Genomic DNA, 21,895 nt, shown 5'->3' with positions numbered 1-21,895 from the left:
CCACACCTTATAGACATGGCAACGCGACCTTCCGGTTGCATGATGCCCCCCACGGCATCGCTCCATGAACGGGGGCCCCTACCCCCGCCCGGTCGGCAACCGGCTCTTTTGCCCCCCAACTGCCGCGTAAGCGCAGCATCTTGAAAAACCAGAAAACCAGGGTTCTACGGTGTTCATCATGATCGCAAGATGCGAAACGCGGTGTTTACCGGTCATACGCGTTCATTGTGGCGGGTGTGGGGGCCCTGTGGAGCCGTTGTGGACAGGCGGGCGCGGATGTTCCCGAAGTGCTCTCTTATGGCATCCTCCGCCCGCATCGAGTCGCCGGACCGGACCGCGTCGAGGATCTCCCGGTGCTGCCGGCAGGTCACCTTCGGGTCCTGCGGCACGCCGCCGAGGTCCGTGCGGACCCGGTGGAAGGCGTCCCAGAACGCCTCCAGGACCTCGCTCAGCAGCACGTTGTCCAGCCCCCGGTAGAGGGTGGCGTGGAAGGAACGGTCGGTCTCGGCGAGACCGGCTCCGCGCGCGGCCTGCTCTTCCATACGGTCGACGAGCCCGTCCAGTTCAATGAGGTCCGCTTCCGGTATCCGCCCCGCGAGCCGGGAGACCAGCCCGGTCTCCACCGCCTCCCGCAGTTCCAGCAGCTGGAGCAGGGAGTCCTCGCCCCGGTAGTGCCCGGCGACCGTGCGGAAGGCGAGTCCCTCGATCATCGGGGCCAGGGACATCGGGCCGACGTAGGTGCCGAAGCCGTGCCGGATCTCCACGATGCCCATCGCCTGGAGCGCCTTCAGCGCCTCCCGCACCGAGTTCCGGCTCGCGCCGAGGTACTCCATCAGCTCGGGCTCGGTCGGCAGCGGGGCCCCGGAGGCCAGCCGGCGGTCGATGATGAGCTTCTTGATCCGCTCTTGGAGGTCACGCGCTGCCATGGCGAGAGGGTATCCGGCCATTCGCGCGGGGGGCCGGGTTCCGGCCAGACCGCACCAGGGCTGCAGGCATACGAAAGGCCCCCCGCTTCCGCGAGGGGCCTTTCGGTCGGTGCGCCGCCAGGGACTCGAACCCCGGACCCGCTGATTAAGAGTCAGCTGCTCTAACCAACTGAGCTAGCGGCGCGCGCTGACGGCGTAACTCTACAGGACGTCCGGAGGTGCTCCTGACCACCCGCCCGGGCCCGGCCGGTCCCCGTCAAGAGCGCCGGGTACATCATTCGGACCGTCAGCATGCGCGTGCGGAGGACAGTTGAGAAACTGACGACGCGCGCCCGGACGGGCACAGGCGCGGCCTTTTCCGCCGGAAGTGTGAGGGGAATCGCATGGAGTCGCCGGTATTCGAGGAATTCGCCCCCGCGAGCGACTGCGACTGCCCCGGATGCGTCCACTGGCGCCGCGTCCTGCCGCATTCCTGGGCCGGCCGCACCACCGCCCACCCGGCCGCACACCGTGCCCTCGCCCTGGCCGCCGTGGCCTCGGCGGCGCTCGGCGCGGGCCACGCCGTGCCGGCCGCGGCCGCCCCGCACGCACCCCACCGACCCGGGGTTTCCGCAGGTGAAGAGCCAGACACTCCTCAGGGCGGGAAGGCCCCGCTGCACGGCCCCGGCGGCCGTCCCGCCGACCCCTCGGCCACCCTCAAGCCCACCGCCATCACCCGTACGGAGATCATCAGCCGGGCCAGGACGTGGGTCGCCGCGAAGGTGCCGTACAACATGAACGACTTCTGGTCCGACGGTTACCGGCAGGACTGCTCGGGCTACGTCTCCATGGCCTGGAAGCTGCCCGGGAACGAATGGACGGGCAGTCTCGCCCAATTCGGTGAGCGGATTTCCAAGTCGGAACTCCAGCCGGGCGACATTCTGCTGTTCCACAATCCGGCCGACCCCGAGAGCGGCTCGCACGTCGTCATCTTCGGCGGCTGGACGGACTCCACGCACACCTACTACATCGCCTATGAGCAGACCCGCCCGCACACCCGCCGGCAGTCCACCCCGTACGCCTACTGGAGCGACTCCGACCGGTACGTCCCCTACCGGTACAAGGGCGTCACGCCGGAGCAGCCGGGGACGGAACAGGGGACCGTGCCGGGCAAGGAACCGGCCGACGGGAAACCGGGCGCACCCGCCGTCGCGCCCTACCCGGGGGCGGCGTATTTCGGCCCCGGCGCGAACAACAAGTACGTCACGCTGCTCGGCCGCATGCTCGTCGCGCGTGGGGCCGGTGGCTCCTACGCCGCGGGCCCGGGACCGCGCTGGACGGACGCGGACCGGCGGGCGACCCGGGCCTTCCAGCTGGCCCAGGGCTGGACGGGCGCCGACGCGGACGGCCTGCCCGGCCCGCGCACCTGGGAGCTGCTGGTCACGGGGAAGGGCAAGGACGTGAAGGCCGGGGCGGTCGGGCCGCCGCCCTCCTCCCACGGGGTCCCCGGTTACCCGGGCCGGGCGATGTTCCGGCCAGGCGCCAGCAACACGTACATCACCCATTTGGGGAGGCAGCTGGTGCGGAAGGGGTTCGGCAGGTTCTACCGGGTCGGGCCGGGGCCGCGCTGGGGTGAGGCGGACCGGCGCGCCGTCGAGGCCTTCCAGCGCACCCAGGGCTGGCGGGGCGGCGCGGCGGACGGCTACCCGGGGCCCGAGACCTGGCGGCGGCTCTTCTCGTAGAAGCCCTCCTCGGAGGGGTCCGACCCCGGCACCGGGGATCACCCGTTGCGACGCATCTGGCGCGGAGGCTGGAGGCACCCATGAGTACGACCACTTCCCACACGTCCGAGCCCGACGGACCGGTCAGGCCCGCCCGGCTCATCCAGAACGAGGCCACCACCGAGATCCCCGTCCACCTGCTGTTCCGCGACGACCCCGACCCGGCGCCGGTACCGCTGAAGCCGGCGGTCGTCGCCCGCAGGCGGGGCACGGGGGAGCAGCCGCGCCTCGGACGCCCGGCGGCCCTGGCGCCGCGCCCGCTGCCGCGGGCCGACCCCGACCTGGTGGAGCGGTCCGCGCGGGTGCTGCCCGGAGCGGCGGGTGTACTGGCCGGGGCCTGCGGGGCGGCCGGGTGTGCGGTCACCTCGTGGTGGGCCGGACTGCTGCCGCCGCTCGTGCTGGAGGCGCTGCGGCTGCCCGCGCACGCCGGGGCCGGGCTCGGTCCCGCGCAGTGGGCGGCGTACGCGGGGGCCGGGGCGCTCGGGCTGTTCGGGTTCGGCGGGCTGGCCCGGGGCCGGACCGGCCGGGCCTGGGTGCTGGATCTGTTCGGCCGCTACCGGGGGACCGTCCGGCGCTCGGGTCTGCTGTGGGTCAATCCGCTGCTGCTGCGCCGCCGGGTGGACGTACGGCTGCGGCACTGGCGCAGCGAGCCGGTCCCCGCCGTCGACGCGAACGGGGTATCGCTGCGGGTGGTGATCCTGGTGGTGTGGCGGGTGCGGGACACCGCGCGGGCCACGCTGGGTGTCGAGGACCACGAGACGTATCTGCGCGAGTGCGTCGAGGCGGCGCTGGCCCGGGTGCCGGTGGAGATGCCCGGCGGCAAGGGCTCCACGGACGCGGCGGCCGAGGCGCTGACCCGGCTGGTGGCGGCCGACGCGGCGGTGGTCGGCCTGGAGGTGTTCTCGGTGCAGCCGGTCCGGGTGGAGTACGCCCCCGAGGTCGCCGCCGCGATGCACCGCCGCCGCATCGCCGCCCTGGACGCCCAACACCGGGCGAGCGTGCTCACCTCGGTCGTGGACTCGGTGGAGGACACGGTGACCCGGCTGACCATGCGGGGGCTGGTCGAACTCGACGACTACGAGCGGAAGGCGCTGGTGAAGGACCTGACGGTGGCGTTCTGCGCGGGCCGGGGAGAAACAGCTCCGTGATTGGTATGGACATGTTCAACTGACGTCCCTACCCTCAGACTTGGTCTAGACCTACCTGCACAGCTCACTGAACATCCCCCACGTTCTCCAGGAGCGGCAGTATGCGCACAAGGACCAAGTTGTCCGCAGCCGCGGTGGGACTGGCCACGACCGGAGCCCTCGTACTCTCCTCCGGCGGCGCCAGCGGCCACGGCTACACCGACCTCCCCGTCAGCCGGCAGAAGCTCTGCCAGAACGGCACCGTGACCAACTGCGGCCCGATCCAGTGGGAACCGCAGAGCGTCGAGGGGCCGAAGGGCTTCCCGGCCTCCGGCCCGGCCGACGGGCAGATATGCAACGCCGGCCTCGGCCAGTTCAGCCAGCTCAGCGCGCCGCGGACGCCGTCCGGCGGGGCCTGGCCCACCACCAAGGTGACCGGTGGCCAGACCTACACGTTCCGCTGGCAGTTCACGGCCATGCACGCCACGACCGACTTCAAGTACTACATCACCAAGCCGGGCTGGAACCAGAACCACAACCTGGCCAGGTCCGACCTCAACCTCACGCCGTTCTTCACGGTGCCGTACAACGGCCAGCGGCCCCCGTCCACACTCTCCCACAGCGGCAGGCTGCCGTCCGGGCTGAGCGGCCACCACGTCATCCTGGCGGTGTGGACGATCGCCGACACGGGCAACGCGTTCTACGCGTGCTCGGACGTGACGTTCTGAGGTTCTCCTGAGGCGGCGGTACGGCCGGTGTGGGTAGGTTCCCCATGCCGGCCGATCGCGACCGTGCGGGACATCGGGGGGCACCATGGCGGCATTCCAGGCTTTCTTCTATGTCGTACCGGCACTCATGATCGCCCTGGCGATCTTCGCCCTGACCGGGATCGCCCGCCGCGCGCAGGATGTGAGCAGGGCCTGGAACAGCGGGTTCACGTCCCAGGCGCGGTGTCTGCGGGCCTACACGACGACGAGTGGCGGCGGTGACAGCAGTGTGCGGACCACCTTGCACCACGTCTACGAGTTCACCGCACACGACGCCCGCGTGATCCGCTTCGACGAGGCGAACGGTCCGGCGACGACCGTGGAGGGTGACATCGTCACCGTGTACTACCTGCCGGACCGCCCCGAGCGCGCCACGGCCCACGCGCCGGCACGGGGGAGGCTCGCGGCGGGCACGGGCTGCGCGGTGGTGTTTCTGGGCGTGGTCATCGTCTTCTGCCTGGTGTTCATGGTCGTCGCCCATCTCATGTTCACCGTGGTGTGACGCCACGGCGGCCCTCCACATCTGACGGTGCATCAGCTACCTTGCGGCCCATGGAGTCCACAGGACGTACGGTCGCGGAGCTCGTACGGGACCGGTGGGGCGACCACCGGCCCGGACTGCGGTGCGAGGAACAGGTCCTGACCCACCACGAGGTGGCGGCCGGAGCCGCGGCCCGGGCGGCCCTGCTCGCCGATCTGCTGCCGCCGGACGCCGAGCCCCACATCGGGGTGCTCCTCGACAACACCCCCGAGTTCCCCCTGTGGCTGGGCGCGGCGGCCCTGGCCGGGGCGGCGGTCGCCGGCGTGAACCCCACCCGCAGAGGCGCCGAACTCGCCCGCGACATCCTGCACACCGAGTGCCGGATCCTGGTCACCGAGCGGACCCACCTGCCGCTGCTCAAGGGCCTGGATCTGCCCGGAGTGCGCCTGCTGGTGACGGACACGGAGGAGTACGCCGGCCTCCTGATCCCCTACGAGGACGCATGCCCGGACGCCTCCCGGGCCACCCCGCACGACCGCTTCCTCCTCTACTTCACCTCCGGCTCGACCGGCGCGCCCAAGGCCGCACTGTGCTCCCAGGGCCGCCTGGCAGCCGCCGGACGCTCCCTGGCCGGCCAGTTCGCCCTGGGTCCGGAGGGTGTGCACTACCTCTGCATGCCGATGTTCCACGGCAACGCGGTGATCGCCGGCTGGGCGCCCGCACTCGTCACCGGGGCGGGCGTTGCGCTGCGCCGGCGCTTCTCGGCGTCCCGCTTCCTGCCGGACGTACGCCGCTACGGGGCGACGTACTTCACCTACGTCGGCCGGGCGGTCCAGTACGTCCTGGCCACCGGGCCCCGCCCCGACGACCGCGACAACCCCCTCCGCCTCGGCTTCGGAACGGAGGCGGGCGCGGTGGACGCGGCGGCCTTCGAGCGGCGGTTCGGGGTGCGGCTGGTGGAGGGGTACGGCTCGTCCGAGGGCGGGGCGGCCGTGCAGTGGTCGCCGGGGACGCCGCCGGGCGCGGTCGGCCGGGCGGCACCCGGGCTCGTCGTCCTCGACCCGGAGAGCCGTGAGGAGTGCCCGCCGGCCCGCTTCGACGCGGCGGGCCGGCTGCTCAACGGGGACGAGGCGATCGGCGAACTGGTCAACCAGGGGCCCAGTCCCTTCGAGGGCTACTGGCGCAATCCGGAGGCGGAGGCGGAGCGGCGCAAGGACGGCTGGTACTGGACGGGCGACCTCTTCTACCGGGACGCCGACGGCTGTCTCTACTTCGCCGGCCGCACCGACGACCGCCTGCGCGTCGACGGGGAGAACCTGGCGGCCGCGATGATCGAGAACATCCTCGCCCGGTACGAGGGGGCCGCCGCCGTCGCCGTGTACGCGGTGCCGGACCCGGTGACCGGGGACCAGGTGATGGCGACGATCGCCGGGACCTTCGATCCGGAGGCGTTCGCGGGGTTCCTGCTCGCCCAGCCCGACCTGGGGACGAAGATGGCGCCCCGGTTCGTGCGGGTGGTGGGGCGGATGCCGGTGACGGCCACGAACAAGATCCAGCGGGCGGCGTTACGGAAGGAGGGCCTCAGGTGCGCGGACCCGGTGTGGTGGCGGCCTCCGGGGGAGCCTGCGTACCGCCTGCTGACCAGGGAGGATCTCGAACACGCCGAAGGGCCTCCCGCTCCCACGAGAGGCCCTTCACCGGTGCGCCGCCAGGGACTCGAACCCCGGACCCGCTGATTAAGAGTCAGCTGCTCTAACCAACTGAGCTAGCGGCGCATGACTCCCGCCGACCGCGTTCCGCATGGCGCGTTCTCGCGGTGGCGACGGAGAAAATAATACCCGGTCCTTCGGGGTGCTTCGGACCACCCGGAGCGGGCCTAGATCGCCATGGAGAGCAGGACCGGTGCCGCGTTGCGGTTGAGGGCGTCCGCGGCCTGGCGCAGCCGGTGGGCCTGCTCGACCGGGAGGGACAGGGCCAGGCAGCCGACCGAGGAGCCGGCCGTGACGGGGACGGCCGCGCAGACTGTGCCGACCGCGTACTCCTGGAGGTCCAGGACGGGCACGGTGGGCGGCTGGGCCTCCAGCCGGGAGAGCAGCAGGCGGTCGCTGGTGATGGTGCGCGAGGTGAGGCGGGCCATCTTGTGCCGGGCGAGGTGGTCGCGGCGGCCGGCGTGGTCGAGCTGGGTGAGCAGGCTCTTGCCGATCGCGGTGGCGTGAGCCGAGGAGCGGAAGTCGACCCACTCGTTGACCTTGGGAGTGGCCGGGCTGTCGGCGTACTGGGTGACCCTGATCTCACCGTCGACGTACCGGCTCATGTAGACGGCGGCGCCGACCGAGTCGCGCAGCCGGTCGAGGGCGTGCTGGAGCTTGTCGCGCAGGGCCTGCTCGCGGTGCTGGGCGGAGCCGAGGCGGGCCAGCGTCTCGCCCGTGACGTACGCGCCGTCGGCGATCTGCTCGACGTAGCCCTCACGGCGCAGCATGCGCAGCAGCGCGGTCAGCCGCTCCGGTCCGATGCCGGTGTGCCGGGCGAGCTCGGCGTCGGTGACTCCGGTGGAGCTCCGCGCCACCGTCTCCAGGACGCGCAGGGCTTCCTGGGACGAGTGGTACGGGGTGGTCGGCGGCTCGTGCTTCAGCGCCACGGTGGTCTCCCCCTGCGCTTGCTGTTTGGGCCGTGAATCCGGACAGCGAATCCCCTCCACGATAACCGGCAAAGGGCCCGCGGAGAGCGGGGGTTGACAAGATTCCCGGGCCCCCGGACTGGGGCATTGGCCCGCTGGCATATGCCAAACGCATGCCCCAGTCACCGGGCCCGGTGTTCTGCCTGATCACGCGGTGTAGTCAGAGCACCGCGCTGAGGAACTCCCGTGTGCGGTCCTGCTCCGGCTCGCTGAAGATCTTCTCGGGCGGGCCCGACTCGATGACCCGGCCCGAGTCGAACATCAGTACCTGGTCGGAGATGTCCCGGGCGAAGTTCATCTCGTGGGTCACGCAGAGCATCGTGATGTCCGTGGAACGGGCGATGTCCCGCAGAACGTCGAGTACGCCCGCGACCAGCTCCGGGTCGAGCGCGGAGGTCACCTCGTCCAGGAGCAGCACCTGCGGCCGCATCGCCAGCGCCCGGGCGATCGCCACCCGCTGCTGCTGCCCGCCGGACAGCTGCGCCGGGTGCGCGTCGCACTTGTCGGACAGGCCCACCATCTCCAGCAGGCCCTTGGCCCGCTCCACGGCCTCGTCCTTGGACATGCCGAGGACGGTGACCGGTGCCTCGGTGATGTTCCGCAGCACCGACATGTTCGGGAACAGGTTGAACTGCTGGAAGACCATCCCGATCTTCTTGCGGACCTCCCGGACCTCCTTGTCGGAGGCCGGGAACAGCTTCTGCCCGTCGACCGTGATCGTGCCCTCGTCGGGCTTGAGCAGGGTCATCAGCAGCCGCAGGATCGTGGTCTTGCCGGAGCCGGACGGTCCGATCAGGGTGACGTGCTTGCCGGCGTCGACGGAGAAGTCCAGGTGGTCCAGGACGGTGTTGCTCCCGAACCGCTTGGTGACCTGCTCCAGCCGGATCAGCTCGCCGGTGCTCCTGGCGGGGTTCTTCTCGGGGTTGGGGAGAGTGTCAGTGGGCAAGGCGTCGCTCCAGGGCTCGCAGGAGAAGGGAGGCCAGATAGGAAATGACGATGAAGGCCACGCCGATCACCGTCAGCGGCTCGGTGAACTGGAAGTGCTCCTGCGAGAACAGGCGCGCGTGGCCGAGCATCTCCAGCACGGAGATCGCCATCAGCATGGGCGTGTCCTTGAGCATCGCGATGACGTAGTTGCCCAGCGCGGGGACGACCCGGCGCACCGCCTGCGGCAGGATCACCGCGGACCACGTCCGGCGCAGCGGCAGGTTCAGCGCCGTCGCCGCCTCCCACTGGCCGACCGGCACGGCCTCGATACCGGCGCGGTAGACCTGCATCGTGTACGTCGAGTAGTGCAGCCCGATCGCGAAGACGCCCGTGGCGAGCGCCGAGAAGGTCAGGCCCCACTCGGGCAGCACGTAGTAGAGGAAGAACAGCTGCACCAGCAGCGGGGTGTTGCGGACGAACTCCGTGACGACGCCGACCGGCCAGGTCACCCAGCGCGTCGGCAACCGCATCAGCAGCGCCCACACCAGGCCCAGCGCGAACGAGATCAGCGAACCGATCACCAGGATCTGAAGGGTGACCAGCAGACCCTTCCAGAAGTCCGGCATGAAGTCGGAGACCGCGCTCCAGTCCCAGTTCATCGGACCGCCTCCACCACGACCGGCTCAGGCGCCCGGGTCTTGCTGTCGGGCTTCTTCCCGACACCCGCCTTGAGCCTCTTCTCCAGCCCGCGCATGACCCGGGTGAGCAGGAAGGCGATCACGAAGTAGATGAGCAGGATGTACGTGTAGATCTCCGCGCTCTCCTGGAGCGCCAGTCGCACCAGGTTGCCGCTGAACGCCAGGTCGCCCATGCCCATGATCGACACCAGGGCGGTGCCCTTGAGCAGCTCGATGAGCAGGTTGGAGAACGGCGGGATCATCTCCGGCACCGCCTGCGGCAGCAGGATCAGCCGCATCCGCTGCCAGGGCGTGAAGCTGAGCGCGATCCCGCCCTCCCGCTGCGCCGGGTCGACCGCGGTCAGCGCGCCGCGCACGATCTCGGAGCCGTACGCCCCGTAGGTCAGGCCGAGCGCCAGCGTGCCCGCCCACAGCGGCACCAGCTGCCAGCCGAAGGCCGGGGGCAGCACGAAGAACACCCAGAAGATCATCACCAGGGCCGAGGTCCCGCGGAACACCTCGGTGTAGAAGCCCGCCAGGAAGCGGACGATCCACAGCCGGTGGGTGCGCGCGACGCCGACCACGAAGGACACCGCAGCCGCCAGCAGCGCGCTGCACACGAGCAGCTGGATCGTGACCCAGACGCCCTTCAGTACGAGTTCCCAGAGTCCCGAGGTCATCCGCCGCAGAGCTCCTTCGCGGTCAGATCCGTCATCTCGGCCTCGGTGAAACCGAACGGCTTGAGGATGCGGAAGAGTTCGCCGCTCTTCTTGAGCTTGCGCAGCTCGACGTTGAAGGCGTCGCGCAGCTTGGTCTCGGTCGGCCGGAACGCGAAGGCGCCCCCGTCGACGTGCGGCTTGCCGCCCACGATCGGCTTGAAGGGTTCGGTGGCCTCCGCCTTGGCGGACTTCTTCACCACCTCGCGTACGGTGAGCGCCGTACCCGCGAACACGTCCACGCGGCCCGCCTCGACGGCGTTCAGCCCCGCCACCTGGTCCGGGACGATGAGGATGTCGCTCTCCTTGTACCCCGCCTCGACGGCGTACTGGATCTCGGCGTATCCGGTCCCGGTGGCGAACTTCGCCTTCTTCTCGACGACGTCCTTGTAGCTGCGCAGCCCCTTGGGGTTGCCCTTGCGGACGATGAACGAGTCGAGCATCTGGTAGTCGGGGTCGGAGAAGATGACCTGCTCGCAGCGCTCGGGGTTGACGTACATCCCGGCGGCGACGACGTCGAACTGCTGGGAGTTCAGGCCTGGGATGAGCGAGCCGAACTCGGTCGGCACGGGCTGCACCCGGTCGACGCCGAGACGCTTGAAGATCACCTTGGCCAGTTCCGGTGCCTCACCGGTCAGCTCGCCGTTCGTGTCGATGAACCCGAACGGGATCTCACCGGCGATGCCGAGGCGGACGACGCCCGCGGCCCGGAGCCGGTCGAGCAGGTCACCGCCCTCGGTGCTCGACGCCGTGGCCACGCGACTGCATCCGGCGGCGCCCAGCGCGCCGAGCGCCGCGACCCCCGCGAGCAGCGACCGGCGTGTGGGCCTGGATACGGCCTGGGATATGGGTTCCGGACTTCTCAGTGGGCTTCTCTGTGGTGGAGCCATGGGCGCGCGGCTACCCGACCGCACCCGGGTTATGCCGATCTTTTCAAGCCCCGCACGTCTCCCCGTGCGCCCTTGACCGCGGGGGCGGCGGGCACTCCCATGGAGGCATGGCTGATCGATATATCGAAGTCTCGCTGGTCAAGCGCGACGTGACCTGCCGGGCCAGGCTCCTGGACGACCGCGCGCCGATCACCTGCGCGGCCGTCTGGGACGCCCTTCCGCTGGCCGGTGACGTCTACCACGCGAAGTACGCACGCAATGAGATCTACGCCCTTTTCCCGCCTTTCGCCGAAACCGAACCACCCCTAGAAAACCCGACTGTCACTCCCATTCCGGGCGACCTGTGCTATTTCGCCTTCGCGGGCGCGGAGTTGGGGACCAAGGCCTACGGCTACGACCGCGAGGTCCGCGCCGGGACCACGCTCGTCGACCTGGCCCTGTTCTACGAGCGCAACAACCTGCTGCTGAACGCCGATGTGGGCTGGGTCCCCGGCATCGTCTGGGGCCAGATCGTCGAGGGCCTGGACACCATGGCCGAGGCGTGCAACGACCTGTGGAGGTCGGGCGCGGCGGGGGAGACGCTCAGCTTCCGGCGGGCCTGAGCCGGCCGGCGGACGCCACGCCGGCCTCGTACAGCGCGTGGGCCGCCCGCAGCACCAGATCGTCCCGGTGCCGGGCGGCCACGAGCTGGAGACCGATCGGCAGGCCGTCCCCGTCGGCGCCGACCGGCACGCTCGCCGCGGGCTGCTGCGTCATGTTGAACGGGTACGTGAACGGCGTCCAGCCCGTCCAGCGCCGGTGGCCGGATCCTTTCGGTACCTCGACGCCCGCCTCGAACGCCGTGATCGGCAGGGTCGGCGTGACGAGTAGGTCGTAGGTGTCGTGGAAGCGGCCCATCCGGCGCCCCAGGTCCATCCGGACGTCCACCGCGGCCAGATAGTCCAGCGCCGAGTAGCGGGCGCCCTGTGTGCAGATCTCGCGCAGGCCCGGGTCCAGCAGTTCCCGTTGCTTCGGTCCCAGATGCTCGGTCACCCGGGCCGCCCCGCTGAACCACAGGGTGTGGAAGGCCTCCACCGGTTCGGTGAGGTCCGGGTCGGTCTCCGTGACGTAGGCGCCGAGCTCCGCCAGCCGCTCCACCGCCCGCCGCACCGCCCTCGCGACCTCCGGACGCACCGCCACCTGCCCGCCCAGCGACGGCGAGTACGCCACGCGCAGGCCGTGCACCCCGCCCGTCAGGCCGTCCGTGTACGCACCTGCCGGCGGGGCGAGCGCCGACCAGTCACGTGAGTCCGGATGGCCGATGACGTCCATCAGCAGCGCCGCGTCCGCCGCGTCCCGGGTCATCGGCCCGACGTGCGCCAGCGTGCCGAACGCGCTCGCCGGGTAGAGCGGCACCCGCCCGTACGTCGGCTTCAGCGCGAAGATCCCGCAGAACGACGCCGGGATGCGGACACTGCCGCCGCCGTCCGTGCCCAGCGACAGCGGCCCCGCGCCCAGCGCCACGGCCGCCGCGCTGCCGCCGCTCGACCCGCCGGCCGTGCGCGAGGGGTCGTACGGGTTGCGCGTCACCCCGCTCAGCGGCGAGTCCGTCACGCCCTTCCAGCCGTACTCGGGGGTCGTCGTCTTGCCGATGAAGACCGCCCCGTGCTCCCGCAGCCGGGCCACGGACGGGGCGTCCTCGTCCCAGCGCCCCGCCGGATCCACGGCCTTCGACCCGCGCAGGGTCGGCGCGCCGCGCAGCAGCAGGATGTCCTTGACCGTGACCGGCACCCCGTCCAGCAGCCCCTCGGGCTCACCGCGCCGCCATCGCTCCTCCGACTCCCGGGCCCGGGTCAGCGCGTCCTCGGCGGTCAGCCGGACGAAGGCGTTCACCTCCGGCTGGATCGCCTCGGCCCGCTCCAGCGCCGCGCGGGTCGCCTCCACGGGGCTCCACTCGCCCTTGCGGTAGCCGGCGAGGAGCCGTACGGCGGTCAGCTCGGTGAGCTCGGTCATGCACCCTCCAAGGAACGTCAGTGTCCGGGTACATACCCGCGCTGTTTGTCGACCACGTTCTCCAGCGGTTTTCCGGCAGCCCACAACTCGTACAGCTCAACGAACTGGGCGCCGAGCTCGTCCCGCCAGCCGACGATGTCGCCGCTCATGTGCGGGGACACGATCAGGCCCGGGACCTGCCACAACTGGCTGTCGGCGGTCAGCGGCTCGGACTCGAAGACGTCCAGCGCGGCGCCCGCGATCCAGTGCTTGGCCAGGGCCTCGGCGAGCGCGTCCTCGACGACCAGCTGGCCGCGACCGATGTTCACGAACCGGGCGGACGGCTGCATCACGCCGAAGCGGCGGGCGTCGAACATGCCGTGCGTTTGATCGGTGAGCGGCGCCGCCGCGATCACCCAGTCGGCGCGCGCCAGCAGCCGGTCGAGATCCTCCGGGCCGTGCACGCCGTCGCGAGGGGCGCGCCCGACGAGCGCCGTCGTGATGTCCAGCGCCCCCAGCGTGCGGGCGATCGCCCGGCCGATCGGCCCGGTGCCGACGACGACGGCCCGGGTTCCGGCGACCTTGTGCGACTCGCGGTGCCGCCAGATCCGCTCCCGTTGCAGCTCCAGCGTGCGCGGCAGGTCCTTGGCCATCGCCAGCACGAGTGCGGCGACGTACTCCGCGATCGGCTGGTCGAAGATGCCGCGCGCGTTCGTCACCACCGTGTCGGAGGCGGCGAGTTCCGGGCACATCAGATGGTCCACACCGGCGCTCGCCGTATGCACCCAGCGTGGCCGTGGACCGTCGCCGGGCCAGGCGTCACGTACGGCGCGCGAGGTGAAATCCCACACCAGAAGTACATCCGCACGCGGGAGGCGTGCGGCGAGACCCTCCGCGTCGGTGTGTTCGATACGGGCGCGGCCGGTGAGGCTCCCGAGGCGGGGGAGGGGTTCGGCGTCCAGGACGAGCAGGGTGGGGGTGGGCATGAGCAGCCGTTTCTCCAGCCGTGCGGCGGGGGCGGCCTGCCTTCGGGAGGCGGCCGGTGACGACGAGTTAACACGGTGTTGACCAAGGAATGATCCGGGCGGATTGACCACGCTCGCACCCGAACCTACCGTCGTCAACACGGGCGTTCCCACGATCCGTTGCACACTCGTTGCCCAGTGTGAGGCCGGTGCCCTGCATGGACGTCTCTTTTCTCGGCGGGCCCAGCCCGCAGCGGGGGGTCGGCGTCGTCGCCCCCTTCGACTTCGCACTCGACCGCGAGCTGTGGCGCTGGGTGCCGGACGAGGTCTCCCTGCACATGACACGAACACCGTTCGTGCCGGTCGAGGTCAGCCTCGATCTCGCCCGCATGGTCAGCGAACACCAGACGCTGAGCGAGGCAGTCGGCACGCTCAACGCGATCGCCCCCGAGGTCATCGCCTACGCCTGTACGTCGGGCAGCTTCGTCGGCGGTGTCATGGGCGAGCGCGCGATGTGCGAGGCGATGAGCCGGGCGGGCGCCGTACCGGCGATCACCACCTCGGGCGGGCTGCTGGAAGCCCTGGTGGAGCTGGACGTACGGCGCGTGGCGCTGGTGACGCCGTACACGGTGTCGGTGACGCAGTCGCTGGAGGCCTATGTGGCCCAGGCGGGCGTCACGATCTCCGGCTGTGCCTTCATGGGCCTGACCCGGCACATCTGGAAGGTCCCCTACCGGGAGGTGGTGGACATGGCGCGGCAGGCCGTACGCGACGACGCCGACGCCCTGTTCATCAGCTGCACCAACCTGCCCACCTACGACGTCATCCCCCAACTGGAGGCCGAGCTGCGCATCCCGGTGATCTCGGCCAACCAAGTGACGATGTGGGCGGCGCTGCGCCGACTGGGTACCCGTGCGGTGGGACCGTATCAAGCGCTGATCAATCCGGAGGCGCGTGCCGGTCTCGGATCGCCGGGGGTGGACCCCGGTCCCGTCGTGCCGGAAGAAGAGCAGCAGCAGGAAGGCTGGACATGACAGCACTGGGATTTCTCTACCCGGGCCACTCCGCCGAGGACGACTATCCGCGCATCGAGCAGTTGCTCGGCAGTGACATCCGGGTGGACCTGGTGCACACCGACATCGGTGAGGACGCGCACCGGGTGGACGCGCTGCTGGAGATGGGCTCCGCCGGCCGGCTCGCGGCGGGCGTGCAGGAGCTCCGGCACGCCGGCGCGGACGCCGTGGTGTGGGCCTGCACCAGCGGCAGCTTCGTCTACGGCTGGGACGGCGCGCAGGAGCAGGTGCGCACCCTGGCGCAGACCGCGGGCATGCCGGCCTCCTCGACGTCCTTCGCGTTCGTGCACGCGGTACGGGAGCTGGGGGCGCGCCGGGTCGCGATCGGCGCGACGTACCCGGACGACGTGGCGCAGTTGTTCGCCGAGTTCCTGCGGGCGGACGGCGTCGAGGTCGTCTCGGTGAAGAGCTCCGGCATCATCACGGCCGCCGAGGTCGGCACGTGGGGCGAGGCGGAACTCCTCGCCATGGCCCGGCACTCCGACCACCCCGACGCCGATGCCCTCCTCCTCCCCGATACGGCCCTGCACACGGCGGCCCACATCCCGGCCCTGGAGAAGGACCTCGGCAAGCCGGTCCTCACCGCCAACCAGGTCACGGTCTGGGAGGCCCTCCGCCTCGCGGACCGCCGCGTGAACGCGCCGGAACTGGGGGCACTGTTCACGAGGGAGCCGATCGTCCAGGCGTGAGCGAGCGCGCCGTCCTCGCCGTCTACGGCAGTTGCCGCGGGCGGCGAGGGGAAGCCCTCATGACGGCGCCCGTCCGGTCCTCGCGCGGCGCCAGCGGAGCACACGCAGCACCCCATAGGAGACAAGGGCGACCGAGAAGATCACGCCGGCTGTCGCTCGAGCCACCAGCCAGGCGGTTCCGCCCGGGTCCCAGACGGCCTCGACCAGGTTCATGCCGACGGCCAGGGCGAACGCCGCTTTGAGCCGGGTGGCCGCGGCCGCCACCCGGTACGCCGGAGGCGCGCCCTGCGCGGTCGGCTTCGTCTCGGGACTGCTCGCCATGGATTCCACCTCGGGTGAGCGAACTCGACCGCCTGCTCCCTCTGCCGTGCCCTCGCACACGCCTTCCATGTGGGCCGGAATCGGTCCCACCTCTTTTTCGGTACGGATCAGGGCATACGTGCTCCAATGGTCCGCCCAAAGCTGAGGAATGCTCAACTCCGCCGCCTCAAGCGGCACTTGGGTTGTCCGAAAGCGCGTTCCCCTTCAGTTGTCCATCCCGTGCACACTGGCCACGTCCGCAGCCAGTCGTGCCGTGAAGGACTCCCCGATGGCCGAAACGGGCCCGTTCAGATCTTCTGTAAGCGCTGTCCAGCTGTCCGGGCGCCTGCTGTGCTGGAGCCTGGCGGCGGCGATGATCACCGCCGGTGTCGATGCCGTCCTCGATCCGCGGGCGGACTGGTGGGGTGCCGTGTGGTCCCTGCCCTGGTGGCTCGCCTGTGGGGCCGCCCTCGCGTGGATCGTGCTCCGCGTCCGCGAGAAGGCCGCCCGGCGGCCCCCGTACGGCGGAGCCCAGGGCGACTGGGAGCAGGCCGCCTGACCCTGCGGCACCTCCCGGGAATAACCGGAGACAGTCCCCTGTTAGAGCCGGAACGACAGCACACGGCCCACAGCAGGAGGCACCCCACCGTGGCGGCAGACGAGATACGCGGCGCAGCGCAGGGCAGCGCCCCCGTCCCCCTCTCCGTACTGGACCTGGTCACCGTAGGGGCCGGCCGCACCGCCTCCGACGCGCTGCGCACGAGCGTCGACCTGGCCCGCCTCGCGGAGGCCCGCGGCTTCCACCGCTACTGGGTCGCCGAGCACCACTCCATGCCCGGTGTGGCCTCCTCGTCCCCGGCCGTGATCCTGGCCCACCTCGCCGCCCACACCGACCGCATCCGTCTCGGCTCGGGCGGTGTGATGCTGCCCAACCACGCCCCGCTCGTCATCGCCGAGCAGTTCGGGACGCTGGAGGCCATGGCCCCGGGCCGCATCGACCTCGGGCTCGGCCGCGCGCCGGGAACGGACGGTGCGACGGCCGCCGCCCTGCGCCGCGCCGAGCGGCCGGGCGAGGGGGCCGACGACTTCCCCCAGCAGCTCGCCGAGCTGACCCGGTTCCTCGACGACGACTTCCCCGACGGGCATCCCTACCGCCGTATCCACGCCGTACCGGGGCCGGTCCAGGCCACGTCCCCCGGCGGCGTCCAGTCCCCGCACCGCCCGCCCGTCTGGCTGCTCGGCTCGTCCGGCTTCAGTGCCCGCCTGGCCGGCGTCCTCGGACTGCCCTTCGCCTTCGCGCACCACTTCTCGGCGCAGAACACCGTCCCGGCCCTGGACCTGTACCGGGAGTCCTTCCAGCCGTCCGCCGTGCTCGACGAGCCGTACGCCCTCATCGGCGTCTCCGCCCTCGCCGCCGACGAGGAGAAGGAGGCCCGCCGACAGGTCCTGGCCGCCGCGCTCAGCATGGTCCGGCTGCGCACCGGACGCCCCGGCCTCGTGCCCAGCCCCGAGGAGGCGGAGGCCTACGAGTTCAGCCCGATGGAGCGCGACTTCGTCGACTCCTGGAACGCCAACGTCATCCACGGCACCCCGGACGAGGTCCGCTCCGGCCTGGACGACCTCGCCAAGCGCACCGGCGCCGACGAGCTGATGATCACGGCCAACGCGCACGGCGGTGACGTACGCGTCCGCAGCTACGAACTCATCGCCGACGCCTACGGGTTGCCGATCCCTGCCTGAACACCCGGCGTGCCCAGCAGCTCGGAGATGCGATCCGGCGGCACCGGACGGGAGTAGAGCCAGCCCTGTCCGGTGTCGCAGCCGATGCGCCGCAGCCGGGTCGCCTGGGCCGAGGTCTCCACGCATTCGGCCGTGACGGTCAGCCCGAGCCGGTGGGCGAGCTGGATCATCGCCTCGACCACGACCTCGTCGGCGGGGTTCGGGCGGGTGGCCGTGCTGTCCCGGTCGTCGTACTGGAAGCCGCGGACGAACGTGCCGTCCAGCTTCAGTACGGACACCGGCAGGCGGCTGAGGTAGGCCAGGTTCGAGTAGCCGGTGCCGAAGTCGTCGATGGCGATGCGCACGCCCATGTCGCTGAGGGCTTTCAGGGCCTGGAGCGGCCGGCCGGCCGAGCCCATCACCGCCGACTCGGTGAGCTCGAGCTGGAGCAGGTGCGGCGCGAGGCCCGTCTCGGCCAGGGTCTCCGCCACGTCGGCCACCAGGTCGGAGTCCCAGACCTGACGCACCGCCACGTTCACGCTCACGAAGATCGGCGGCTCGCCGGGGTGGTCGAGCTGCCAGCGACGGGCCTGTCCGCAGGCGGTGCGCAGCACCCATCGGCCCAGCGGAACGATCGAACCGTCCTCCTCGGCAAGTCCGATGAACCGATTCGGCGTCAGTACGCCGAACTGGGGATGATTCCAGCGGATGAGCGCCTCGACCCCGTGCAGCCGGTCGTCCTCCATGCCGACCAGCGGCTGGTACTCCAGCCGGAACTCGCCCCGGTCGATGGCCGGCCGCAGCGTGGAGGCGAGGGCCTGGCGGGTCATCCGGTGGGCGTTGCGCTCCGGGTCGAACAGCGTCCAGCGGGACTTGCCGTCGGCCTTCGCCCAGTAGAGCGTGGTGTCCGCCGCCTGCATCAGGGCGGTGGGGGTCGTCCCGGCCGCGTGCCGCTCCACGACGCCGATCGACGCCGAGACCGACAGCCGCTGCCCGGAGATGTCGAACGGGTCCTGGACCGCCTCCAGCAGCGACTCGGCCAGCTCGGCCAGTTGCTCGGTGCCGGTGGAGTCCTCGACGAGCAGGGCGAACTCGTCACCGCCGAGCCGGGCCACCAGCGGGATGCTGGGCCTGGAGTGGCCGGCCTCGTCCGCGCAGCGCGTCAGGCGCTCGGCGACGGCGGCCAGCAGCCGGTCGCCCACGCGGTGGCCGAGGGTGTCGTTGATGGCCTTGAAGCCGTCCAGGTCCAGGTAGCACAGGCCGATCCGGCCGGTGCCGCTCTGCTCGTACGACTCCGCCTCCAGCGCGGCCGACAGCCGTTCGAAGAACAGCGTGCGGTTGGGCAGCCGGGTCACCGGGTCGTGCATCTGCAAGTGCCGCAGCCGGGCCTGGAGTTCGCGGCGGGAGCTGATGTCGGCGACGGACAGCAGGACGGCCCGGTCCTCGGCGGGCAGCGGGGCGACCGTCACCTGCACCCACAACGAGTGCCCGTCGGGGTGCTTGAGACGGCGCGTGCAGCGCAGCCGGGACTGCCGGCCGCGCAGCACCTCGCGGTACGCGTGCCAGGTGCGGGCGTCGGACGTGAGGTCGACCAGGTCGGCGGCGACGGACCCGGCCAGCTCGCCCGGGGCACTGCCGAGCAGCGCCGCGAGTGAGTCGTTGGCGCTGACGACCGTCCCCTCGCGGTCGACGACGGCCATGGCGAGCGGGGCGGCCGTGAAGACGGAGCGGTAGGGCGGACGCGCCGGGGGCTCGGTACGGGGAGGCGTGTCGATCTCACTCTCTGTGACGACCGGCCGATCGAGGTCTGCCGCGGGCGCCGGCCCTTCGGAGGTTCCGCTCACCGCTCGCTCCCGCATGTATTCGATCTCTGTCCGTGCAGGAAAGGTCAGGAAAGTGTGCCGATCATAGAGGCTGGCCCCAGGGCCTTCCAGCCGGTGTCCAGTGTTCCCGACCAACCGGCGCTTCTGCCAGATCGTTTCTGCTCACGCCTGGACGGCTTCTTCAGGCCCCCGACCAGTTGTGACGTTCCGTGAGTGTTTCCGGGGTGTCGGCTTCCGCGCTTTTTCGGCCTCTTCACCCGACTGGCGCAGGCAAACAGGACGCAGTACGACAAATCACCCCAGGCTGGGTGCGGTGTCCCGCGAACCGTACCCGGAGGTACCTGTGCCGCGTCAGTTCCCGCGCGCCCGACTGCGCAGCACCGCGGCCGTGTTCACCACCATGTCGGCGCTCGCCGCGACCTCCCTGGGCACCGGCCCGTCGGCCGCAGGGCCCGACTCGGCCGCGCCCTGCGCCCTGACCCGCACCGACGCCCATCACTCGGAGGGCCTGGACACCTGGAACGCCGCCTATCCGCGCCCGGCCCGGGCCCTGGACGCGGTCATGGTCTTCCTGTCCTTCCCGGACGCCCACCCGCTGACCACTCCGCGGGAGCTGACCGCCGACCACTTCCCGGCCACCACCCGTTTCTTCGAACGTGCCTCCTACGGGCGTTTCACCCTGCGCCCGCACTCCCTGGGCCACTGGATCCAGATGCCGCAGCCGTCCACGGCGTACGCCATACAGCGCGACTGGAGCGCCGAGCACCGGGCCGCGTACCTGCGGGACGCGCTCTCCGTGGCCGACCCGCGGGTCGACTTCTCCCGCTACGACGTCGTGTACTTCGTCGCCGACCCGGACGCGCCCGGAGTGGACTCCGACGCGACCAAGGTGGTCAACCTCACGAGTCCGATGCGGGCCGATGACACCGACCTGCGCCGGGTCGTCACGGTGTTCGAACAGCATCCGCCGGACCGGCTCGTTCTCGCCCATGAGACCGGTCACGTGTTCGACCTCCCCGACCTTTACCACCGGCCCGTGGACGGCAAGGGCGACTGGGACACGCACGTCGGCGACTGGGACCTGATGGGCAGCCAGTTCGGACTGGCCCCCGACCTGTTCGGCTGGCACAAGTGGAAGCTGGGCTGGCTGGAGCAGCGGCAGGTGCGGTGCGTGCAGGACGCCGGGCCCGCCCGGCTGACCCTGGAGCCGCTGGCGGCCGGGCCCGGGGTGCCGGTGACGCGGGCGGCGGGGGCGTCGGCCTTCGGTCTCGGACGGGGCACCAAGCTCGCGGTGGTGCGTACCGGCCGTGACAGCGTGCTCGCCTTCGAGGCACGCGGGCCGGCGGGCAACGACGTGGCCGCCTGCCGGCAGGGGGTGCTCGTGTACCGGGTGCGGGGAGAGGCGCAGTCCGGGGGTGGTCCGATCGAGGTGATCGACGCCCATCCGGAAACCGAGGCCTGCTGGGAGGACTCGGTCTACCCGCCCCTCGCGGACGCGCCGATCGGCCCCGGGGAGAGCTTCACGGTGCCGGGGGAGGGGGTCCGGGTGGAGGTGGAGGGGCGTACGGCGTCTGGGGCCTGGACGGTGAAGATCACGGCGGGCCGTTGAAGGCGCCCCGTCACGAGCACGCAGAAGGCCCCTCGCTCTCGCGAGGGGCCTTTGCCGTCTGTGCGCCGCCAGGGACTCGAACCCCGGACCCGCTGATTAAGAGTCAGCTGCTCTAACCAACTGAGCTAGCGGCGCCTGCTGACCGGATCAGTTTAGCGGACCTCGAAGGGTGCTCCGGACCGGCCGCCGTACCTCCGGCAGCGTGATCGTGTGGAGACTCTGTGTGAGATGTACGAGTCTCCGTCGGCTCCACGTCCCCCGTCGGCGGCGGCGGACCTCGTCCTCAGGACCCGGCCGTGGCCTCCACTCGCTTCTTCAGGGCGTCGGTCAGCGAGCTGAACCCCACCTCGCTCTGCCGGATGATCGCGCCGGTGACGGGGACGAGCACGCCGGTGAACGTCTCTGCCTGCACGACGTGCGTGCCGCCCTCACGCGGGGTCAGCTCGAAGCTGTGCAGCCCGTCGAAGACACCCGGGACACCCATGCGCCCGCGCCACCGCAGCAGCCGGGGCGCCTCGCTGACCAGCACCGTCGGCTTGAACACCATTTCGCGACCGCTGCCCGGCAGCCGTAACCGCAGGCTGAGCCGCTGCCCCGGCTCCGCCCGGCCCGCCGCCTCCACCAGGAACGGGTTCCACTCGTGGAACCGCTCGAAGTCGGTGAGCACGGCCCACACCTCCTCGGGCCGGGCACTGATCTGGACTTCGGACGCGATACGGCGCACGCTGCTGCGCTCCTTCCACGGCCCAGCGGGGAGCCGCTCACGGGCGGGTCGACTCGCCACGCTATTGGCTCGGC

Annotated in this window: 22 protein-coding genes and 3 tRNA genes; 11 read left to right on the top strand and 14 right to left on the bottom strand. The window is 71.1% G+C overall.

What is annotated here, in order from left to right; all coding sequences use genetic code 11:
- Nucleotides 1-212: 212 nt before the first annotated feature.
- Nucleotides 213-926 (bottom strand): FadR/GntR family transcriptional regulator, encoded by a 714-nt coding sequence (locus tag CP976_RS16505; protein ID WP_086851325.1) that lies wholly within the window; start codon nt 924-926, stop codon nt 213-215.
- A gap of 110 nt (nt 927-1,036) precedes the next feature.
- Nucleotides 1,037-1,110: transfer RNA gene (locus CP976_RS16500), tRNA-Lys, on the bottom strand.
- Nucleotides 1,111-1,309: 199 nt separating this feature from the next.
- Here CP976_RS16500 and CP976_RS16495 point away from each other — a divergent pair.
- From CP976_RS16495 to CP976_RS16475, 5 genes are all read left to right on the top strand, one after another.
- Nucleotides 1,310-2,647: a peptidoglycan-binding protein gene (locus CP976_RS16495; RefSeq protein ID WP_150481060.1), complete on the top strand. Its 1,338-nt coding sequence runs from the start codon at nt 1,310-1,312 to the stop codon at nt 2,645-2,647.
- A gap of 80 nt (nt 2,648-2,727) precedes the next feature.
- Nucleotides 2,728-3,834, top strand: a complete 1,107-nt coding sequence (locus CP976_RS16490; protein ID WP_150481059.1) for an SPFH domain-containing protein — start codon at nt 2,728-2,730, stop codon at nt 3,832-3,834.
- A gap of 101 nt (nt 3,835-3,935) precedes the next feature.
- Nucleotides 3,936-4,541, top strand: a complete 606-nt coding sequence (locus tag CP976_RS16485; RefSeq protein ID WP_150481058.1) for a lytic polysaccharide monooxygenase auxiliary activity family 9 protein — start codon at nt 3,936-3,938, stop codon at nt 4,539-4,541.
- Nucleotides 4,542-4,626: 85 nt separating this feature from the next.
- Nucleotides 4,627-5,082: a DUF3592 domain-containing protein gene (locus tag CP976_RS16480; RefSeq protein ID WP_150481057.1), complete on the top strand. Its 456-nt coding sequence runs from the start codon at nt 4,627-4,629 to the stop codon at nt 5,080-5,082.
- Nucleotides 5,083-5,132: 50 nt separating this feature from the next.
- A complete protein-coding gene (locus tag CP976_RS16475) occupies nt 5,133-6,797 on the top strand; it encodes a long-chain-fatty-acid--CoA ligase (protein ID WP_150481056.1) in 1,665 nt (554 codons plus the stop codon).
- Here the strand turns inward: CP976_RS16475 and CP976_RS16470 are convergent.
- The 6 genes from CP976_RS16470 to ehuB all read right to left on the bottom strand — a co-directional run bounded on the left by CP976_RS16470 (nt 6,763) and on the right by ehuB (nt 10,948).
- Nucleotides 6,763-6,836, bottom strand: a tRNA-Lys gene (locus CP976_RS16470). The genes CP976_RS16475 and CP976_RS16470 overlap by 35 nt on opposite strands.
- A gap of 101 nt (nt 6,837-6,937) precedes the next feature.
- The gene (locus CP976_RS16465; RefSeq protein ID WP_150481055.1) at nt 6,938-7,699 is read right to left on the bottom strand and encodes an IclR family transcriptional regulator; all 762 of its coding nucleotides are present in this window, start codon (nt 7,697-7,699) and stop codon (nt 6,938-6,940) included.
- A gap of 199 nt (nt 7,700-7,898) precedes the next feature.
- Nucleotides 7,899-8,684 carry an ectoine/hydroxyectoine ABC transporter ATP-binding protein EhuA gene (gene ehuA / locus CP976_RS16460; protein ID WP_150481054.1) on the bottom strand — a complete coding sequence of 262 codons (786 nt, stop codon included), beginning with the start codon at nt 8,682-8,684 and terminating at the stop codon, nt 7,899-7,901.
- Nucleotides 8,674-9,324 (bottom strand): ectoine/hydroxyectoine ABC transporter permease subunit EhuD, encoded by a 651-nt coding sequence (ehuD, locus tag CP976_RS16455; protein ID WP_150481053.1) that lies wholly within the window; start codon nt 9,322-9,324, stop codon nt 8,674-8,676. Before ehuD ends, ehuA begins: the two co-directional genes overlap by 11 nt.
- A complete protein-coding gene (gene ehuC, locus CP976_RS16450; RefSeq protein WP_150481052.1) occupies nt 9,321-10,022 on the bottom strand; it encodes an ectoine/hydroxyectoine ABC transporter permease subunit EhuC in 702 nt (233 codons plus the stop codon). Before ehuC ends, ehuD begins: the two co-directional genes overlap by 4 nt.
- Entirely contained in the window at nt 10,019-10,948 is a 930-nt protein-coding gene (gene ehuB / locus CP976_RS16445; protein ID WP_150481051.1) for an ectoine/hydroxyectoine ABC transporter substrate-binding protein EhuB, read from the bottom strand. The genes ehuC and ehuB overlap by 4 nt, the downstream gene beginning before the upstream one ends.
- Before the next feature lie 107 nt (nt 10,949-11,055).
- Here ehuB and CP976_RS16440 point away from each other — a divergent pair, with 107 nt between their 5' ends.
- Entirely contained in the window at nt 11,056-11,550 is a 495-nt protein-coding gene (locus CP976_RS16440; RefSeq protein ID WP_150481050.1) for a DUF3830 family protein, read from the top strand.
- Here the strand turns inward: CP976_RS16440 and CP976_RS16435 are convergent.
- Together CP976_RS16435 and CP976_RS16430 are read right to left on the bottom strand one after the other, a co-directional pair.
- Entirely contained in the window at nt 11,531-12,940 is a 1,410-nt protein-coding gene (locus CP976_RS16435; RefSeq protein ID WP_150481049.1) for an amidase, read from the bottom strand. The genes CP976_RS16440 and CP976_RS16435 overlap by 20 nt on opposite strands.
- A 17-nt stretch (nt 12,941-12,957) precedes the next feature.
- Nucleotides 12,958-13,905: a D-2-hydroxyacid dehydrogenase gene (locus CP976_RS16430; protein WP_150481048.1), complete on the bottom strand. Its 948-nt coding sequence runs from the start codon at nt 13,903-13,905 to the stop codon at nt 12,958-12,960.
- A gap of 197 nt (nt 13,906-14,102) precedes the next feature.
- On the opposite strand from CP976_RS16430, the gene CP976_RS16425 reads away from it, so the two are divergent.
- Both CP976_RS16425 and CP976_RS16420 read left to right on the top strand, forming a co-directional pair.
- The gene (locus CP976_RS16425) at nt 14,103-14,918 is read left to right on the top strand and encodes a maleate cis-trans isomerase family protein (protein WP_086851279.1); all 816 of its coding nucleotides are present in this window, start codon (nt 14,103-14,105) and stop codon (nt 14,916-14,918) included.
- On the top strand, nt 14,915-15,646 hold the full coding sequence (locus tag CP976_RS16420) for a maleate cis-trans isomerase family protein (protein ID WP_059420125.1): 732 nt from the start codon (nt 14,915-14,917) through the stop codon (nt 15,644-15,646). Before CP976_RS16425 ends, CP976_RS16420 begins: the two co-directional genes overlap by 4 nt.
- Before the next feature lie 57 nt (nt 15,647-15,703).
- Here the strand turns inward: CP976_RS16420 and CP976_RS16415 are convergent, their stop codons facing one another.
- A complete protein-coding gene (locus CP976_RS16415) occupies nt 15,704-15,967 on the bottom strand; it encodes a hypothetical protein (RefSeq protein WP_150481047.1) in 264 nt (87 codons plus the stop codon).
- Nucleotides 15,968-16,235: 268 nt separating this feature from the next.
- Here CP976_RS16415 and CP976_RS16410 point away from each other — a divergent pair, with 268 nt between their 5' ends.
- Nucleotides 16,236-16,505: a hypothetical protein gene (locus tag CP976_RS16410; RefSeq protein WP_150481046.1), complete on the top strand. Its 270-nt coding sequence runs from the start codon at nt 16,236-16,238 to the stop codon at nt 16,503-16,505.
- A gap of 89 nt (nt 16,506-16,594) precedes the next feature.
- Nucleotides 16,595-17,686 (top strand): LLM class flavin-dependent oxidoreductase, encoded by a 1,092-nt coding sequence (locus CP976_RS16405; protein WP_150481045.1) that lies wholly within the window; start codon nt 16,595-16,597, stop codon nt 17,684-17,686.
- Here the strand turns inward: CP976_RS16405 and CP976_RS16400 are convergent.
- The gene (locus tag CP976_RS16400; protein WP_150481044.1) at nt 17,662-19,524 is read right to left on the bottom strand and encodes a putative bifunctional diguanylate cyclase/phosphodiesterase; all 1,863 of its coding nucleotides are present in this window, start codon (nt 19,522-19,524) and stop codon (nt 17,662-17,664) included. The genes CP976_RS16405 and CP976_RS16400 overlap by 25 nt on opposite strands.
- Nucleotides 19,525-19,831: 307 nt before the next feature.
- Here CP976_RS16400 and CP976_RS16395 point away from each other — a divergent pair, with 307 nt between their 5' ends.
- Nucleotides 19,832-21,097 (top strand): M6 family metalloprotease domain-containing protein, encoded by a 1,266-nt coding sequence (locus CP976_RS16395; protein ID WP_150481043.1) that lies wholly within the window; start codon nt 19,832-19,834, stop codon nt 21,095-21,097.
- Between the two features lie 61 nt (nt 21,098-21,158).
- Here the strand turns inward: CP976_RS16395 and CP976_RS16390 are convergent.
- Together CP976_RS16390 and CP976_RS16385 are read right to left on the bottom strand one after the other, a co-directional pair.
- Nucleotides 21,159-21,232, bottom strand: a tRNA-Lys gene (locus CP976_RS16390).
- A 148-nt stretch (nt 21,233-21,380) separates the two neighbouring features.
- Entirely contained in the window at nt 21,381-21,821 is a 441-nt protein-coding gene (locus tag CP976_RS16385; RefSeq protein WP_150481042.1) for an SRPBCC domain-containing protein, read from the bottom strand.
- Nucleotides 21,822-21,895: the final 74 nt, after the last annotated feature.

The organism is Streptomyces coeruleorubidus (genome assembly GCF_008705135.1).
In the GTDB taxonomy this organism is placed as follows: domain Bacteria; phylum Actinomycetota; class Actinomycetes; order Streptomycetales; family Streptomycetaceae; genus Streptomyces; species Streptomyces coeruleofuscus.
Note: the sequence above shows the minus strand (reverse complement) of the source record. Positions and strands in the feature narration are given on the sequence as shown.

Bases quoted from the DNA above. Each gene is read 5' to 3' on its own strand.
- CP976_RS16505 (WP_086851325.1), bottom strand. From the start codon at position 926: ATGGCAGCGCGTGACCTCCAAGAGCGGATCAAGAAGCTCATCATCGAC.
- CP976_RS16495 (WP_150481060.1), top strand. From the start codon at position 1,310: ATGGAGTCGCCGGTATTCGAGGAATTCGCCCCCGCGAGCGACTGCGAC.
- CP976_RS16490 (WP_150481059.1), top strand. From the start codon at position 2,728: ATGAGTACGACCACTTCCCACACGTCCGAGCCCGACGGACCGGTCAGG.
- CP976_RS16485 (WP_150481058.1), top strand. From the start codon at position 3,936: ATGCGCACAAGGACCAAGTTGTCCGCAGCCGCGGTGGGACTGGCCACG.
- CP976_RS16480 (WP_150481057.1), top strand. From the start codon at position 4,627: ATGGCGGCATTCCAGGCTTTCTTCTATGTCGTACCGGCACTCATGATC.
- CP976_RS16475 (WP_150481056.1), top strand. From the start codon at position 5,133: ATGGAGTCCACAGGACGTACGGTCGCGGAGCTCGTACGGGACCGGTGG.
- ehuD (WP_150481053.1), bottom strand. From the start codon at position 9,324: ATGAACTGGGACTGGAGCGCGGTCTCCGACTTCATGCCGGACTTCTGG.
- ehuC (WP_150481052.1), bottom strand. From the start codon at position 10,022: ATGACCTCGGGACTCTGGGAACTCGTACTGAAGGGCGTCTGGGTCACG.
- ehuB (WP_150481051.1), bottom strand. From the start codon at position 10,948: ATGGCTCCACCACAGAGAAGCCCACTGAGAAGTCCGGAACCCATATCC.
- CP976_RS16440 (WP_150481050.1), top strand. From the start codon at position 11,056: ATGGCTGATCGATATATCGAAGTCTCGCTGGTCAAGCGCGACGTGACC.
- CP976_RS16435 (WP_150481049.1), bottom strand. From the start codon at position 12,940: ATGACCGAGCTCACCGAGCTGACCGCCGTACGGCTCCTCGCCGGCTAC.
- CP976_RS16430 (WP_150481048.1), bottom strand. From the start codon at position 13,905: ATGCCCACCCCCACCCTGCTCGTCCTGGACGCCGAACCCCTCCCCCGC.
- CP976_RS16425 (WP_086851279.1), top strand. From the start codon at position 14,103: ATGGACGTCTCTTTTCTCGGCGGGCCCAGCCCGCAGCGGGGGGTCGGC.
- CP976_RS16420 (WP_059420125.1), top strand. From the start codon at position 14,915: ATGACAGCACTGGGATTTCTCTACCCGGGCCACTCCGCCGAGGACGAC.
- CP976_RS16415 (WP_150481047.1), bottom strand. From the start codon at position 15,967: ATGGCGAGCAGTCCCGAGACGAAGCCGACCGCGCAGGGCGCGCCTCCG.
- CP976_RS16410 (WP_150481046.1), top strand. From the start codon at position 16,236: ATGGCCGAAACGGGCCCGTTCAGATCTTCTGTAAGCGCTGTCCAGCTG.
- CP976_RS16400 (WP_150481044.1), bottom strand. From the start codon at position 19,524: ATGCGGGAGCGAGCGGTGAGCGGAACCTCCGAAGGGCCGGCGCCCGCG.